The sequence below is a fragment of the Proteus penneri genome (genome assembly GCF_003144535.1).
GTDB lineage: Bacteria > Pseudomonadota > Gammaproteobacteria > Enterobacterales > Enterobacteriaceae > Proteus > Proteus penneri.
The window spans coordinates 141,637-158,038 of record NZ_PHFJ01000010.1 but is presented as its reverse complement, the minus strand read 5'-3'; the positions used below and the strand labels follow the sequence as shown (position 1 = coordinate 158,038).

The 16,402-nt window shown below is 41.0% G+C and carries 14 protein-coding genes; 6 read left to right on the top strand and 8 right to left on the bottom strand.

All coding sequences use genetic code 11. The features are described from left to right. Positions 1–17: 17 nt before the first annotated feature. The 7 genes from CUB63_RS12775 to CUB63_RS12745 all read right to left on the bottom strand — a co-directional run bounded on the left by CUB63_RS12775 (position 18) and on the right by CUB63_RS12745 (position 8,185). Complete coding sequence (locus CUB63_RS12775; protein WP_006536191.1) at positions 18–1,253, bottom strand: CaiB/BaiF CoA transferase family protein; 1,236 nt, start codon at positions 1,251–1,253, stop codon at positions 18–20. A 66-nt stretch (positions 1,254–1,319) separates the two neighbouring features. Beyond that, on the bottom strand, positions 1,320–2,957 hold the full coding sequence (locus CUB63_RS12770; protein WP_109848192.1) for an AMP-binding protein: 1,638 nt from the start codon (positions 2,955–2,957) through the stop codon (positions 1,320–1,322). 463 nt (positions 2,958–3,420) lie between these two features. Next, a complete protein-coding gene (locus CUB63_RS12765) occupies positions 3,421–4,743 on the bottom strand; it encodes an MFS transporter (RefSeq protein ID WP_072064404.1) in 1,323 nt (440 codons plus the stop codon). A gap of 85 nt (positions 4,744–4,828) precedes the next feature. Beyond that, positions 4,829–5,116 (bottom strand): ferredoxin-like protein FixX, encoded by a 288-nt coding sequence (fixX, locus tag CUB63_RS12760; RefSeq protein ID WP_072064405.1) that lies wholly within the window; start codon positions 5,114–5,116, stop codon positions 4,829–4,831. Further along, on the bottom strand, positions 5,113–6,405 hold the full coding sequence (gene fixC / locus CUB63_RS12755) for an FAD-dependent oxidoreductase FixC (protein WP_072064406.1): 1,293 nt from the start codon (positions 6,403–6,405) through the stop codon (positions 5,113–5,115). Before fixC ends, fixX begins: the two co-directional genes overlap by 4 nt. A 56-nt stretch (positions 6,406–6,461) precedes the next feature. After that, entirely contained in the window at positions 6,462–7,400 is a 939-nt protein-coding gene (locus CUB63_RS12750) for an FAD-binding protein (RefSeq protein WP_109848191.1), read from the bottom strand. A gap of 11 nt (positions 7,401–7,411) precedes the next feature. Beyond that, positions 7,412–8,185, bottom strand: a complete 774-nt coding sequence (locus CUB63_RS12745) for an electron transfer flavoprotein FixA (protein ID WP_109848190.1) — start codon at positions 8,183–8,185, stop codon at positions 7,412–7,414. A 600-nt stretch (positions 8,186–8,785) separates the two neighbouring features. On the opposite strand from CUB63_RS12745, the gene caiT reads away from it, so the two are divergent. The 6 genes from caiT (at position 8,786) to caiE (ending at position 15,898) form a co-directional block, all read left to right on the top strand. Continuing rightward, positions 8,786–10,300, top strand: a complete 1,515-nt coding sequence (caiT, locus tag CUB63_RS12740) for an L-carnitine/gamma-butyrobetaine antiporter (protein ID WP_006536199.1) — start codon at positions 8,786–8,788, stop codon at positions 10,298–10,300. A gap of 41 nt (positions 10,301–10,341) precedes the next feature. Further along, the gene (caiA, locus tag CUB63_RS12735; protein ID WP_109848189.1) at positions 10,342–11,484 is read left to right on the top strand and encodes a crotonobetainyl-CoA dehydrogenase; all 1,143 of its coding nucleotides are present in this window, start codon (positions 10,342–10,344) and stop codon (positions 11,482–11,484) included. 67 nt (positions 11,485–11,551) lie between these two features. Next, positions 11,552–12,772 carry an L-carnitine CoA-transferase gene (caiB, locus tag CUB63_RS12730; protein ID WP_006536201.1) on the top strand — a complete coding sequence of 407 codons (1,221 nt, stop codon included), beginning with the start codon at positions 11,552–11,554 and terminating at the stop codon, positions 12,770–12,772. A 74-nt stretch (positions 12,773–12,846) separates the two neighbouring features. Continuing rightward, complete coding sequence (gene caiC / locus CUB63_RS12725) at positions 12,847–14,403, top strand: crotonobetaine/carnitine-CoA ligase (protein WP_109848188.1); 1,557 nt, start codon at positions 12,847–12,849, stop codon at positions 14,401–14,403. Between the two features lie 76 nt (positions 14,404–14,479). Next, positions 14,480–15,265 (top strand): crotonobetainyl-CoA hydratase, encoded by a 786-nt coding sequence (gene caiD, locus CUB63_RS12720; protein ID WP_109848187.1) that lies wholly within the window; start codon positions 14,480–14,482, stop codon positions 15,263–15,265. A gap of 39 nt (positions 15,266–15,304) precedes the next feature. After that, a complete protein-coding gene (gene caiE / locus CUB63_RS12715) occupies positions 15,305–15,898 on the top strand; it encodes a carnitine operon protein CaiE (RefSeq protein ID WP_109848186.1) in 594 nt (197 codons plus the stop codon). Between the two features lie 64 nt (positions 15,899–15,962). Here the strand turns inward: caiE and caiF are convergent, their stop codons facing one another. Then, a complete protein-coding gene (gene caiF / locus CUB63_RS12710) occupies positions 15,963–16,355 on the bottom strand; it encodes a carnitine metabolism transcriptional regulator CaiF (protein WP_072064411.1) in 393 nt (130 codons plus the stop codon). Between the last annotated feature and the right edge of the window lie 47 nt (positions 16,356–16,402).

Here is a 16,402-nt window from a genome sequence, read left to right as displayed (position 1 = left end):
TTAAAAAAATAAGTGGATTATTCTTTCCACGTCATCACGTCTTTATTGGCTTCAAGGCTGGCAATTTCTTCTGCGCTATACCCTAATTCAGCTAATACAGACGGTGTGTCTTCACCTAACAAAGGACCACGACGATATTCAGGTAAGCCACTCTCTAAGAAATCAATTGGTGGACGAACTAAGGCTTTTTCACTGCCATTTTTGTACTTCATGCTGTAGAAGGTGTTAATTGCCCAAGCCTGTTTGTCTTCCAGTACCTCTTCCCAAGTTTGCGCAATACTGAATGGGATATCGTTTTTGGTGAAAATATCGGCCCACTCTGACGCTGTTTTTTGCTCAACTTGCTGCCAAATCAGGTCATATAATTCAGGGGAGCGATTATTTTTTGCCACTTCTTGTAGGCGTGTATAACGAGTGTCTTGCGCTAAATCTGGGCGACCAATACAAGAAATAAAGGTTGGATAGTAGGCGTCATAAACAGGCATACAGACTTGAATAAAACGGTCATCTTTTGTTTTATAAGCCAGAATAAATGGGCTGGTGGTATTACGACGATCGATTGGATACGGCTGACCATAATCTGGGTATTGTGCCGCTTGGATCATGATTGCTTGGGTATAAATTGAAGTATGCAGTAAGTTAGTTGAAACATACTCACCTTGACCAATATTTTTAGCGCGAATATAAGCAGCTAGTACACCAGACACTAAACCTAATGCACATTGGTGATCACCAAGGCCAGGGATCACGTTCATCGGCACTGTGCCTTTTTGGTACAGCGAACCTAAAATGCCGCCACGAGCAAAGAATGCCGTGTAGTCAAATCCGGGTAAGTCTTTATCTGGACCTTCATCACCATAGCCTGTCACGCTGGCGTAAACTAATTTTGGAAAGCGTTGTTTTAACGTTTCATAATCTAACCCTGCGCGTTCTCTTGCCCCAGGACGCCAGTTAGTTAAGAAAATGTCCGCTTTTTCTAGCAGCTCAAACAGAATTTTTTTCCCTGCTTCTGTTTTCGTATTCAACACGATGCCACGTTTATTGGCGTTTTCTAAATCAAAACTGGTATTTTCATGTTGATCTAACGGACGGCCTTCAGTCGGTGCGGTGTAACGTAAGTTATCACCACTTGGGGATTCAATTTTGATTACGTTCGCACCCATATCAGCTAAAATACGACCCGCTGCGGGTACGGCAATAAAGGTCGCCAACTCAACTACTGTGACGCCTTCTAGTGCTTTACGACTTGTCATTTTTTCTCCTAATTATTTTTAGACTTCATACTGCTGTTGTCAGAATGTGGATAAATCCTTTGTCACTTAACCCGCTACTTTGGTTTTTTCATCCTTGATTGAAACGCCATAACCCAATTGCAATTTCAGGGCTTGCACATCAATTTTTCCGCAAGGGGTATGAGGAAACTGCGTAAAGAAATGGAGTTCTTTGGGGATTTTGTAGCGAGCTAGTCGCTCTTGTAGAAATGCACGTAATTCGCTTTCATTTAGGGTGCAGTCTTTTTGCACACAAATAGTGGCAATCACTTCCTCACCTAAATCGACAGAAGGAATGCCGAACGCTTTCGTTGCGTCAACACCGGGATATTCCGCAATGGCCTCTTCTATTTCACAAAGGCTAATATTTTCACCACCACGAACGACAATCTCTTTCATGCGATAGGCGTAGTGGTAATTTCCTTGTTCATCGACATAACCAATATCCCCTGTATGTAACCAACCTTCTTCGTCTAGAGCTTCCTTGGTTTTATCTGGGGCATTGTCATAACCCATCATCACATGGAAGCCTCGGGTACAAATTTCACCCAAAACGCCCACTGGCACAGGTTTAGCCGTTTTTGGACTAATGATTTTCATTTCAACAAAAGGTAATGGTTTACCGATAGAGCTGCGTTTTATGGGTAATGCATCGTTTGGTAATGTTTGAGTACAACAAGGCGAAGCTTCTGTTTGTCCATAAGAGACGGTGATCCCTTTCATTCCTAGCGTATTTTCAATCTCATTAATTAATGCAGGAGGAAAACTTGCTCCGGCAATAATGCCTTTATCAAGACTAGATAAATCGTAGTGAGAAAACTGCTCGTGTTTCATTAAACGGCTAAAAATCGTTGGTACGCCATGCATAACGGTGCAACGATAGTCTTGGACGACGTTTAAAACATCTTCAGCACAATAGTTATCAAGAAGAACTAATTGGCATCCGGTTGTTAACGCAAAAAAGAGGCAAGAAGAGAGCCCAAAGCAGTGGAACAGAGGAACCGCAAGACAAATGACATCGTTATGCGTTACGCCTAATCGCTGTGCTGACAGCATGGCATTATTAATCACATTATATTGGCTTAACATGACACCTTTAGGCATCGCTGTACTGCCTGAAGTCATTTGAATAGTCAGTAAATCTTTTACACTGACTTGTGAAATAGCCTGTTGATATTCTTTCTCTGATATTGTTTGGCTAATTGCTTTTAATTGAGATAATGAGACGCTTTTTTCTGCCGATTTATTTCCCATGCTAATAAATAACTGGGGTAATACATCCTTATTTTCAGTTACTTTTTTAGCAAGGCAATTAATCACTTCAATAAAGTCATTACTTTTAAACCCATCAGAAAAACATAAGGCTTTAATACCGGTTAATCGACATAAATCTAATAACTCTCTTTTTTTAAAATGAAAGTTAATACAAACAACAGGAACACCAATTTGAGCCGCAGCAAGAAAACAAATTATCCACTCTTTACTATTAGCAGACCAAATACCTAAACGATCACCTTTTTTTAAACCAATCGCTAAAAAACCACGCGCAACATTTTCTACTTCTTGTTGTAATTGTTGCCAAGAAAGTGTCTTTTTACTTTGGCTTTCAATCAAGGCAATTTGTGAAGCATATTGCTTTACAATATTGTTTAGACATTCTTTAACTGTCGTTTCTAATAAGGTCATAAATACCTACTCAACCGCTTTTTTGCTGGTGTTTGCGTCTGTAATGATCTTATTCTGGGTAGGGGAAATTATTCATTCTTGGTAAATAACGAACTGTTTTTCGTCATTTGAATAGTCTGAGAGAGATTTGTGATTGGGGTCTAGATTTGATGAGTTAAATATAATTTGTAATTGAAGATGAATTAATAACAATGAAATAAATTTGAAACTAAGGCGTTATAAAGGTGTTATATTTAAAAATAAAAGAGAGAGTGATTTTATTTAAATAATAAAATCACTCTCTTTAATATAAATAGCCTCATCCCTCTTTAAGGTATAAACAAATCTTATCAATAATTATTGGCGTGATAATTTAAATTAAAATAATATAAAAATAAATACAATAACGATTAAAATTTATAACATCTAAATAAAAAATGATTTAAATTGCTTAACTTATTTTCTTGCTTATCAATTAAAGGTGTTATTTACCCCGTCTCATTGGCATGGTTGAAGTTTGATTAAGCGTTAATCCTTTGGTTTCTGGTGCAAACAACACAGAGACTATCATGCCGAATAAAGAAATTGCGGCACCCACTAGCATCGTCGTATTAATCCCATAAGTAGCGATAAAGGCAGGTAATGCACAAGTTGAAATGACCGTACCAATACGGCTTATCGACATAATAATGCCCACTGCTGATGCACGAATATCGGTTGGAAACAATTCGTTAGGATAGAGCCATTGTAAAATTCCGGGACCACCAGAGAAAAAGGCGTAAGTCGCAAACGCTAAGATCACAAATAAAATAGGCAGATTAGGGAAAACACCCAGCACGAATAATGCCAATGTCATCATGGCAAAACTACCAATCAATAATGGGCGTCGTCCTGTCTGGTTTAACCAAAACATAGCAGGAATACACCCAAACATAAAGAATAGGCTGATGACCACATTACCCAATGCCGCACTTCGTCCAGTATCCCATCCTAATAAACCGACAATTTGTGGCCCAAAAGTATAAATGGCAAACATTGGGATAACTTGGCAAGTCCAAATCACCGCAACAAACAACACAAAAGAGAAGTGACGTTTATTAAATAGCTCGATAAAACGCGTTTTTTTGGCATCTTCCGCTTCAAAAACCACTGGCTCGCCAAAGAGTTTGATCATCATTTCATTACACTCTTGAATACGCCCTTTACGTATTAACCAAAGCGGAGATTCAGGCAAATCAAAGCGACCAATTAAAATAATAGCGCAAGGAATAAAAGCACTGCCCAACATCCAGCGCCAGCCATCTGCAACATCATATAAAAGATAACCGACTAAGTTGGCACATGTTGCCCCGATATACCACATTGCGGCAATAAAACCGACAGCGAAAGCGCGTTGTTTTTTATTGGAAAACTCCGTGATCATTGATGTCGCAATCGGGTAGTCAGCACCAATCACAATCCCAATCAAAAATCGCATCACCAACAAGCCCACTGGCGTTGACACAAACATCGTTGCAATCGAAATAAGCGCAATAGCCACAATATCCACGAGGAACATTTTACGGCGACCGACTTTGTCACAAATATAACCAAAGAGTGATGTACCAATAAAAAGCCCTGCTAATGTTGCCGCACCAAGCAGACCGATCCATCGAGCATCAAGTTGTAATAACGGTGTGAGTTGCTCTAATGCCACACCGATAATCACTAACACATAGCCGTCAAGAAAAGGGCCGCCACTCCCCCATAACATCACCCGACGATGTACAGAGGTAAAACGAATATCATCAAAGTTTCTGGGTTGCATGACTGTGTCCTGGTATTTTTCTAAATAAAATAAAAAAGAAAAGCTCCCAGGCCGGAGACAGCTCTGGGAGAAAAGTAGCGATACATCATCCGTAACGATATTCCACGCCAAAAGTTCCGCGTGGATATTCCCATTTTTCAAGCGCACTATCTAAACCAAGAATTCGACACGTTCCACACTCTAAGCACCCTGCATAATCAAAACTGATAGTGCCATCTTCTTGTTTTTTATATAGACCTGCAGGACACGCTTTGACTAAGGTTTCTAATACCTGCCTATCGGGTTGATCTTTAACAACGATATGTGGATTTTCTTCATCGACATTAAATTTATTGATGCCTAGTTTGACATCGACATTTACGGGAGAACTCATATTGCTTTTACTCCTTTGATCCCATCTTTGATCAGATTCATCCAACCGACTTTTTTGGTATGACGCAGCATGGTTTTACGCATTGGTACGGGTGCTTCACCCGTAACGGTAAAGAGATCTTTTGCGATACCAACGACCATTTCAGGATAAGCAGTGAACATACGAGGATTATCAAGTAAATCAGGCATACGCTGATACGCTTTCATATCGCGCAATGGGCCATCTTCTAAATGTTTGAGATATTCATTGAGTGATTGTTTACTAAAATCATTTTTTGCCATAGCAGAAAGCACCGTTTTTGCAGCCGCTTCACCAGATGCCATCGCTAAATCCATGCCACGGATAGTAAAACCAAGGTTCATACACATCCCTGCTGCATCACCAGCAATTAATACACCATCGCGTACTAATTCGTTTTGCATTCTTAAGCCCGCTTCTGGAACGACATGCGCACCGTACTCCACCATTTTTCCACCCTCAATGAGCGGAGCAACAACAGGATGCTGTTTAAAATCTTCCAACATTTGTGGTACGGATTTTTTCGCATCTTTAATATGGTGAAGCCCACAAACAAGACCTAAAGAGAGCGTGGTTTTATTGGTATATAAAAAACCACCGCCCATTAATCCATCGGTAGGTGATCCCGCGAATAACCATGCCGTGCCTTCGTTATCTTTTAGGTTAAAGCGATCTTTAATCACACTTTCAGGCAATTCGATGATCTCTTTTACACCTACTGCGACATTTTCAGCGGCAACACGTTTTGTCATCCCTAACTGTTCAGCTAAGATAGAATTCACACCATCAGCTAAAATAACGGCTTTAGCCTCTAACACATCACCATCAGCTTCCACACCGACAATCTTGCCATCACGCTCGACGAGCTTATCAACGCGAATACCTGTAATACATTGTGCACCCGCATTTTCGGCTTGTTCCATTAGCCATTGATCAAATTCACCACGTAATACAGACCAAGAGGCGGTTTTGGGGTTATTTTCTTCGGCATTTTGGTAATCAATTGTCATTGCGCCGGTTTCAGTCATAAATGACAATTTTTCGTGAGTAATAACGCGTTCAACGGGTGCTTCTTGCGCAAACTCAGGAATGATGCGTTCAAGAGTATGTGCATACAGACGACCACCGGTTACATTTTTCCCGCCAGCGTAGTTACCTCTTTCTATTAGCAATACTTGTGCGCCTTCCCTTGCCAAAACAAGTGCAGCCACAGATCCTGCTAATCCTGCGCCAACAATAATGGCATCGAAAATATCTTCGGAATCGGACATAACATCTCCAGAATTTGCGATAAACGCAGAGAAGTCCCCTTCCCTGCTTAAATAAATCAGTTAGATAATTGACGGGTTAATTCAGGTAAAATCTTCATTAAATCACCGACAATGCCGTAGTCAGCAAATTGGAAGATAGGTGCATTTTTGTCTTTATTAATAGCAACAATAGTTTGTGCGCCATTAGCGCCAACCATATGTTGAATTTGCCCTGAAATACCGGCAGCCAAATAGAGTTCTGGTTTCAGCATCAGGTTAGAAATACCGACATAGCGCTCGTGTTCCATCCATTTTTCGTTTTCAGCAACAGGACGAGAACAGGCGATTTCAGCACCAATGGCTTTCGCTAATTCTTCTGCAATGACGATATTTTCTTTGCTACCAATACCGCGACCTACACTGACAACAAAGCGTGCTTTATCTAAATCAACGGCATTGATTGCACGCGGCTGAACTGAATTACGAACGATAGTTTGAGATGGCGCAATCCATGCCACTTTTTGTGCATTCCCCGTCGCCCCTGTTTCTGGTGCAACATCAAAGGCACCTACACTTGCAGTCACTACGCAATAAGGCGTTTTCAGCGTTTCATCACCAAAGGCAAGACCACCGTAAACCATGTGTTTTGTTACTAATGCATCACCCTCTGCTTTTAAAGATTGTGCGTCATTAGAAACAACTGCTTCTAAACGATGGCCTAAGCGTGCTGCAAGTAATTTGCCACGACGTGTATTAGGTAATAACACTAAACCTGCATCACCTTTTTGTTTGATGGTTTCAACCATGCTTTGTGCATAGTCTTCAATAATGCGATCGTCTGGTTTGCCTTCTAATTGGAAAACCGCTGTTGCACCTAATTTAAAGGCAAGCGCACTTTGTTCATCATTTAAGGTAAATACATTAATAGATTGACCTACTGAAGAAGCGCCACCCATTAATTCTGGTAAACGGGAAAGTGCATCACTAAATACCCAAACAGTTGAAAACTGACTCATAACTCCCCCTATTACTTAAGAATTTTACGTAAATGTTCTGCCAGCTCAGCAATCTGATCGTCACCATCACCTTCAATAATGATGCGTTGACGCACTTTCTGTTTTGGTGCCGCGACTTTTTGCTCTGAACGCGCAGTAATCACATCCAGACCAAGATCGGCAACACTCCATTGCTGAACAGGTTTTTTGGCAGCGCCAAGAATGGCTTTCATCGAAGGAATTTGAGGTGTGTTAATGTCAGTAGACACCGCAATGACAGCAGGTAATGGAATGGTCAGTGTTTCAATTTCATTTTCTAATTCACGTTCAACGGTTATTGAGTCATTAGAGAGAGAAACAATTTTATTAATGCCATTGATTGCAGGGATATTTAAAATTTCACCCACCAGCAAGCTAACTTGTTGTGAACTGAGATCTGCAGAGCCGTCACCGCAAAGAATTAAGTCATAACCTTTTTTAGTCGCCGCCGCAGCCAGTGCAACCGCCGTTTGATAAGGCAGAGAGGCTTCAAATTGCTCATCAACCACAACAACTAAATCGTCAGCGCCACGAGAAAGAACGTCTTTACGTGCTTTCGCATTTGTCAGTGCTTTACCACCCACACTCATTGCCGTGATTTGAATACCATCAAGTTGCGTCTTAAGCTGATTAGCGGCTTCAATCGCATTTAAATCATATTGGCTAATTTTGGTATTAGTGCGAGAAAAATCTAGCGAACTGTCCGCGCTATTTACCGTAATATCCTGCTCATCGGGAACACTCTTGTAACATGTAATAATATTCATTACATCTCCTGAAATTAATAAATAATGTCATTTACTCTGGCAATGTAATATAGAATTAACATAATTAAGTGATTAAAAAATTAAACCTAGGTCACCAATATTGAACATTATTAAATAAAGAAGAGATAGCGTTCAATATTGCTAAATACATCACCAATATTGAAATTAGTTTTAATTGAAGTGTTCAACTTTCAATATTGCTACTTCGATCAACAATATTGAACATAATAAATATAACGGTATTTAACATTCAATATTGCCACTCAGATCAACAATATTGAAAGACGGAATATAACAAGCCGATTACATATAATGCAATATCAATAATTATCAATAACTTACAATGAAAACAAAACGTTATAAACCGTAACATAAAATCGACAAAAAGAATAGTGTGAAGTGAATAACAGAATAGATTTCTTATAATATCCATTATTCTTCATCATTAATGAATTTGTGAATTAGCCAATGACTTTATTTTTCTATTATGATGAATCACCAATAGACAAAATATTCATAAATAAACTTAACTGTTTTATTAGTTATTAGGAATTAACACTACTTAAACTTCTGCGCTAAATATATTTGGAAAATTTACCTATGAGCAAAGATAATAAAAAGGCAGGAATAGAACCGAAGGTTTTTTTTCCGCCATTAATCATTGTTGGTATTTTATGTTGGTTAACGGTTCGCGATCTTGATGCTTCAAATGAAGTGATTAATGCCGTATTCAGCTATGTTACCAATGTCTGGGGTTGGGCCTTTGAATGGTACATGGTTATCATGTTCGGGGGTTGGTTTTGGTTGGTCTTCGGTCGTTATGCCAATAAACGTCTAGGGGAAGACAAACCTGAATTTAGTACCGCAAGCTGGATCTTTATGATGTTTGCGTCTTGTACTTCTGCTGCCGTCCTTTTCTGGGGTTCGATTGAAATATACTACTACATTTCAAGCCCACCTTTTGGGATGGAAGGTTATTCGACTCAAGCTAAAGAAATTGGCCTTGCTTATAGCTTGTTCCACTGGGGTCCTCTACCTTGGGCAACGTATAGTTTTCTTTCTGTTGCATTCGCTTACTTCTTCTTTGTTCGCAAAATGGAAGTTATCCGTCCAAGTAGTACCTTAACCCCATTGGTAGGTGAAAAACACGTTAATGGCTTATTCGGTACTATTGTTGATAATTTCTACTTAGTCGCCTTAATTTTAGCCATGGGGACAAGTCTTGGGTTAGCCACACCGCTTGTCACTGAGTGTATTCAATACTTATTTGGTATTCCTCATACCCTACAATTAGATGCCATCATTATCTCTTGCTGGATCTTATTAAACGCAATTTGCGTGGCATTTGGTCTGCAAAAAGGGGTGAAGATCGCCAGTGATGTGCGTACTTACCTGAGTTTCTTAATGTTGGGTTGGGTGTTTATCGTTGGTGGTGCGAGCTTTATCGTCAATTATTTTACCGATTCTGTCGGTACATTGTTGATGTATATGCCTCGTATGCTGTTCTATACAGACCCTATCGGTAAAGGTGGATTCCCTCAAGGCTGGACTGTCTTCTATTGGGCATGGTGGGTTATTTACGCCATCCAAATGAGTATCTTCTTAGCACGTATCTCTAAAGGCCGTACTGTTCGTGAACTGTGTTTAGGAATGGTTGCAGGCTTAACCGCAGGAACTTGGTTAATTTGGACAATCCTTGGTGGTAACACCTTACAACTGATTGACCAAAACATTCTCAATATTCCACAACTGATTGAGCAATATGGTGTTCCACGCGCCATTATCGAAACATGGGCGGCATTACCACTGAGTACAGCGACAATGTGGGGCTTCTTTATTCTCTGCTTTATTGCCACTGTCACCTTAATTAACGCCTGCTCTTACACACTAGCAATGTCCACTTGTCGCTCTATGAAAGAAGGCTCTGAGCCACCTTTATTAGTGCGTATCGGCTGGTCTGTGCTGGTCGGTATTATCGGCATCATCCTATTAGCACTTGGGGGTTTAAAACCTATTCAAACCGCCATTATCGCCGGAGGATGCCCACTATTTTTCGTCAATATCATGGTCACCTTGTCCTTTATTAAAGATGCAAAAGTACATTGGAAAGACTGATCCGCTATACGCAAAGAATGACATATTAAGAGGTTATTAACATGGATTTTAGATTGAATGATGAGCAGGAACTGTTTGTTGACGGTGTCCGCGAATTAATGGCCAGTGAAAACTGGGAAGCTTATTTCGCTGAGTGTGATCGCAAAAGTAAATACCCAGAACGTTTTGTCAAAGCCTTAGCGGATATGGAAATCGACAATCTGCTTATCCCTGAAGAGCACGGCGGCTTAAATGCAGGTTTTGTTACTGTTGCTGCAATCTGGATGGAATTAGGTCGTTTAGGTGCGCCAACTTACGTGCTTTATCAATTACCAGGTGGCTTTAACACCGTCTTACGTGAAGGGACTCAAGAGCAAATTGATAAAATCATGGCATTTCGTGGTACAGGTAAACAGATGTGGAACTCGGCTATCACTGAACCCGGTGCAGGCTCCGACGTTGGTAGCTTACAAACCACGTATACCCGTAAAAATGGCAAAGTTTACCTCAACGGTAGCAAATGCTTTATCACCAGTAGTGCCTATACCCCTTACATTGTTGTGATGAGTCGTGACTCAGCATCTCCAGATAAACCTATCTTTACTGAATGGTTTGTGGATATGAGTAAGCCGGGCATCAAAGTGAACAAGTTAGAAAAACTGGGTTTACGCATGGATAGCTGCTGTGAAATTACTTTCGATAACGTTGAACTTGAAGAAAAAGACATGTTTGGCCGTGAAGGTAACGGCTTTAACCGTGTGAAAGAAGAGTTCGATCACGAACGTTTCTTAGTGGCTCTCACTAACTACGGTACAGCAATGTGTGCATTCGAAGATGCCGCTCGTTATGCCAACCAGCGTGTGCAATTTGGCGAAGCTATCGGCCGTTTCCAATTAATTCAAGAAAAATTCGCACATATGGCGATCAAACTCAATTCAATGCGCAACATGTTATATGAAACTGCATGGAAGAGTGACAACAACTTAATCACTTCTGGTGATGCGGCTATGTGTAAATACTTCTGTGCAAATGCCGCGTTTGAAGTAGTTGATAGTGCAATGCAAGTGCTTGGTGGTGTCGGTATTGCTGGCGAGCACCGTATTTCTCGTTTCTGGCGTGACCTTCGTGTTGACCGTGTATCTGGTGGTTCTGATGAAATGCAGATCCTGACATTAGGACGTTCAGTACTTAAACAGTATCGCTAATTAATCACGAAAACTCTCTCATGATTAGGTGAGAGAGTATTCACTAAACCACTTACGAGGTGACTCTATGACAGAACATTTACCAATGCCACAATTCGGCCCACTTTCAGGGGTTCGTGTTGTGTTTTCAGGAATTGAAATTGCAGGGCCATTTGCAGGACAAATGTTTGCAGAATGGGGTGCTGAAGTGATTTGGATTGAAAACGTTGCATGGGCTGACACCATTCGCGTTCAACCTCACTATCCCCAACTTTCCCGACGCAATCTTCATGCGCTATCGTTAAATATCTTTAAAGACGAAGGTCGTGATGCGTTCTTAAAATTAATGGAAACAACCGACATCTTTATCGAAGCCAGTAAAGGCCCTGCCTTTGCACGCCGTGGCATTACTGATGAAGTATTGTGGGAGCATAATCCTAAATTGGTTATTGCGCATTTATCGGGTTTTGGTCAATACGGCGATCCGCAATATACCAATCTACCCGCTTATAACACCATTGCTCAGGCCTTTAGTGGTTACCTGATCCAAAACGGTGACAAAGATCAGCCGATGCCAGCCTTCCCTTATACCGCCGACTATTTCTCAGGGATGACAGCAACCACATCCGCATTAGCTGCACTGTATAAAGTCCAACAGACAGGCAAAGGCGAAAGTATTGATATTGCTATGTATGAAGTGATGTTGCGTATGGGGCAATACTTCATGATGGATTATTTCAATGGTGGTGAAATCTGCCCTCGAATGACCAAAGGGAAAGATCCGTACTACGCAGGCTGTGGGCTTTACCGTTGCCAAGATGGTTTTATCGTGATGGAAGTTGTCGGTATCACTCAAATTGAAGAAATTTTCAAAGATATCGGCCTTGCTTATCTTTTAGGTACACCTGAAGTGCCAGAAGGTACTCAACTTATTCACCGTATTAATTGCCCTCATGGTCAATTATTTGAAGACAAGTTAGATGAATGGTTAGCAAAACAACCGATCACTGAGGTTCTTAAACGACTTTCAGAGCTTAATATTGCCAGTGCTAAAGTACTGACTATTCCTGAGCTTGAAGACAATCCGCAATATATCGCGCGTGAATCGATCACCGAATGGCAAACCATGAATGGCGAAACCTGCAAAGGGCCAAATGTGATGCCGAAATTTAAAAATAACCCAGGAAAAATCTGGCGCGGAATGCCATCTCACGGCATGGACACTGACGCAATTTTGAAAAATATCGGTTATAGCGACGAACAAATCAGGGGGCTGGTCGATAAGGGACTGGCTAAAATTGTAAAGTAACACTGTAAAATTCAGGCGCTGTATAGACATAAAACACGTCTGAATTTACAGCGAAAGAATAGGGTAATAGTTTAATGGATGTGATTGGCAAACAAAACTTACGTCAAATGTGGGATGATTTGGCAGAGGTTTATGGCACAAAAACAGCGCTAATTTTTGAATCCGCACAAGGACACGTGAGACAATTTAGCTACAGTGAATTAAATGAAGAGATAAATAGAACCGCGAATCTTTTCCATGCTGGTGGCATAAAAAAAGGTGATCATGTTGCCTTACATCTTGATAACTGTCCTGAATTTTTCTTTTGCTGGTTTGGGCTAGCAAAAATAGGCGCTGTTATGGTGCCCATTAATGCGCGCTTTATGTATGAAGAGAGCGCATGGATAATCAATCATTGCCAAGCTCATTACGTGGTAACACGCGATAATTTCTATCCTATTTATCAACCTATGTTGCAGGATGAACAAAATCCTTTAACTCAGTTGTTTTTAATAACAGAAAACACACTTCCTACTGAGAAAGGGGTTATTGATTTTCTAAAAGAGAAAGCCAAGCACCCTGTTACGCTTAATCATCACACCCCATTAAGTGTGGATGACACTGCTGAAATTCTTTTTACCTCAGGAACGACCTCTCAACCCAAAGGCGTCGTTATCACTCACTATAACTTACGCTTTGCGGGTTATTACTCATCATGGCAAAACGCATTACGAGAAGATGATATTTTTCTTACCGTTATGCCTGCATTTCATATTGATTGCCAATGTACGGCATCACTGCCTGCCTTTTCTGTGGGCGCCACCTTTGTTTTACTCGAAAAGTACAGTGCTAGAGCCTTTTGGAAACAGATCCTTAAGTATCAAGCAACCGTAACAGAATGCATCCCCATGATGATGAGAACTTTAATGACACAACCTGTTTCATCAGAAGAAAAACAACACAAATTACGCGAAGTGATGTTCTATCTCAATCTCGCAGATGAAGAAAAAGACGCTTTCATTGAGCGCTTTAACGTGCGATTACTCACCTCTTACGGCATGACAGAAACTATAGTGGGTTTAATCGGTGATAGACCTGGCGATAAACGCCGTTGGCCCTCCATTGGTAGACCCGGTTTTTGCTATCAAGCCCAAATCAGAGACAAACAAAACAACGAAGTCCCTGATGGGGTTGTAGGCGAAATTTGTGTAAAAGGCGAGCCTGGAAAAACCTTATTCAAAGAGTATTACAACCGACCCGATGCTACAGCAAAAGCACTAGAGCCAGAAGGTTGGTTACATACTGGTGATTATGGTTACCGTGACGATGAAGGTTTTTTTTATTTCGTTGATCGTAGTTGCAATATGATCAAACGCGGTGGCGAGAATGTCTCTTGTGTTGAGATTGAAAACATCATTTCTTCGCATCCCAAAATTCAAGATGTGGCGGTAATTGGTGTACCTGACAACATTCGTGATGAAGCAATTAAAGCTTTTGTGGTACTGGTTGAAAATGAGGCCTTGAGTGAAGAAGAGTTCTTCCATTTCTGTGAGCAAAATATGGCGAAGTTTAAAATCCCCTCTGAAGTTGAATTTAGAGATGGCTTGCCTCGTAATTGCTCAGGAAAAGTGATTAAAAAGCATTTGAAATAAGGCATAGGTAAGTTTAACCACAAATTAATAACCTCAATCATAAATGCTTATTTTTGATGACGAAAAGGAATACAACATGAGCCAGTCATTACACCTAACAACTCGTGGTTCTGTACTTGAAATTGTATTAGATAGACCCAAAGCCAATGCTATTGATGCGAAAACCAGCCATGAAATGGGCGAAGTTTTCCTGCGTTTTCGTGATGATCCGAACTTACGTGTCGCGATTATTACAGGTGCAGGTGAACGCTTTTTCTCCGCAGGCTGGGATTTAAAAGCGGCGGCTGAAGGTGAAGCCCCTGACGCTGATTTCGGTGCGGGTGGTTTTGCGGGTTTAACCGAGCTTTTCAATCTAGATAAACCTGTTATTGCTGCAGTTAACGGCTATGCTTTTGGTGGTGGATTTGAATTAGCACTCGCTGCCGACATGATGGTCTGCTCAGACAATGCTTCTTTTGCGTTACCTGAAGCACAACTAGGCATTGTGCCTGACAGTGGTGGCGTATTGCGTTTACCTAAACGTTTACCCCCTGCTATCGTCAATGAAATGCTAATGACCGGCCGTCGCATGAATGCGGACGAAGCATTACGTTGGGGCATTGCAAATCGTGTTGTCAGTGGCGCTGAATTAATGGATAGCGCTCGCGAGCTGGCTGATCAAATCGCTAATAGCGCACCACTAGCTGTGGCTGCTTTAAAAGAAATTTATCGCGCTACCAGCGAACTTTCCATTGAAGATGGCTACAAATTAATGCGCAGTGGTGTATTAAAACATTATCCAAGTGTTCTCCATTCAGAAGATGCCACAGAAGGGCCACTTGCCTTTGCGGAGAAACGTGCACCTGAATGGAAAGGTCGGTAATGATCTAGTGTTTCGATAATGCAACAAAGAGGAAAACGGATGAGTATCTACGCGTTTGAAGGCCTTGTTCCTGTGGTACATCCAACGGCCTATATTCACCCTTCAGCCGTATTAATTGGCGATGTGATGATTGGTGCAGGTGTTTATATCGGCCCGCTCGCTTCACTCAGAGGGGATTATGGGCGCTTGATTGTTGAAGCGGGCGCTAACCTTCAAGACGGTTGTATCATGCACGGTTATACCGATATGGATACCATTGTTAGAGAAAATGGACATATTGGGCACGGTGCCATTCTTCATAGTTGTATTATCGGGCGTGATAGCCTAATCGGCATGAATAGCGTCATTATGGATGGTGCAGTGATTGGTGACGAAAGCATTGTCGCAGCAATGAGCTTTGTAAAAGCGGGTTTTCAAGGACAACCTCGCCAAATGTTAATTGGCAGTCCAGCCAAATATTTCCGTGATATTACCGACCAAGATATGGAATGGAAACGGATGAACACTCGTGAATACCAAAATTTAGCGGTACGTTGTCGTCAAAGCTTAGTTGAAACCACGCCATTAACTACTCCTGAGCCTAATCGTCCGCGTTTACGTGGGATAACAGACGTTAAACCGAAAGGTCAGTAACAAGTAGCGACAGGCGCCATTGCGCCTGTCGTACTCTCTTTATCGTTAGATCAAACATGATCTATTAGCGTCGTTGTGATTTTGACAACATCCATTGCCATTTTTGCTCATGGTTTAATCCATGAGGGATCATGCTGGCTAATTTTTCAGGTGAGCTTTGACTGCTTTTACCTTGTACATGACCTTTTAAGCGTGAATAAAGCTGAGGATCGATATGACTGACTTTGATCATTCGTTGGCATTGGCAACCTCGGCCTTCAAGCTGATTAGGAACACTTTTTGTTTCACACTCAATTTCTTTTACATCAGAAAGAATGTAAGAAACGATATTAATCGCATTGCATTGAGGGATATCGAATTTTTTCGCGATCTCTTTTGCACTTACCCAACGCTCTTGCTCTTGAACCCAATCAGCAATAGACAGATAGAGTGGCTTATTCATGTATTCTTCACACATATTTACTCCAGTATCACAAATAAAGTTTTATTTATCGCTAAATAAAG

Coding starts and splice junctions, on each gene's coding strand:
- CUB63_RS12775 (WP_006536191.1), bottom strand. CDS start 1,253: ATGACAAGTCGTAAAGCACTAGAAGGCGTCACAGTAGTTGAGTTGGCG.
- CUB63_RS12770 (WP_109848192.1), bottom strand. CDS start 2,957: ATGACCTTATTAGAAACGACAGTTAAAGAATGTCTAAACAATATTGTA.
- CUB63_RS12765 (WP_072064404.1), bottom strand. CDS start 4,743: ATGCAACCCAGAAACTTTGATGATATTCGTTTTACCTCTGTACATCGT.
- fixX (WP_072064405.1), bottom strand. CDS start 5,116: ATGAGTTCTCCCGTAAATGTCGATGTCAAACTAGGCATCAATAAATTT.
- fixC (WP_072064406.1), bottom strand. CDS start 6,405: ATGTCCGATTCCGAAGATATTTTCGATGCCATTATTGTTGGCGCAGGA.
- CUB63_RS12750 (WP_109848191.1), bottom strand. CDS start 7,400: ATGAGTCAGTTTTCAACTGTTTGGGTATTTAGTGATGCACTTTCCCGT.
- CUB63_RS12745 (WP_109848190.1), bottom strand. CDS start 8,185: ATGAATATTATTACATGTTACAAGAGTGTTCCCGATGAGCAGGATATT.
- caiT (WP_006536199.1), top strand. CDS start 8,786: ATGAGCAAAGATAATAAAAAGGCAGGAATAGAACCGAAGGTTTTTTTT.
- caiA (WP_109848189.1), top strand. CDS start 10,342: ATGGATTTTAGATTGAATGATGAGCAGGAACTGTTTGTTGACGGTGTC.
- caiB (WP_006536201.1), top strand. CDS start 11,552: ATGACAGAACATTTACCAATGCCACAATTCGGCCCACTTTCAGGGGTT.
- caiC (WP_109848188.1), top strand. CDS start 12,847: ATGGATGTGATTGGCAAACAAAACTTACGTCAAATGTGGGATGATTTG.
- caiD (WP_109848187.1), top strand. CDS start 14,480: ATGAGCCAGTCATTACACCTAACAACTCGTGGTTCTGTACTTGAAATT.
- caiE (WP_109848186.1), top strand. CDS start 15,305: ATGAGTATCTACGCGTTTGAAGGCCTTGTTCCTGTGGTACATCCAACG.
- caiF (WP_072064411.1), bottom strand. CDS start 16,355: ATGTGTGAAGAATACATGAATAAGCCACTCTATCTGTCTATTGCTGAT.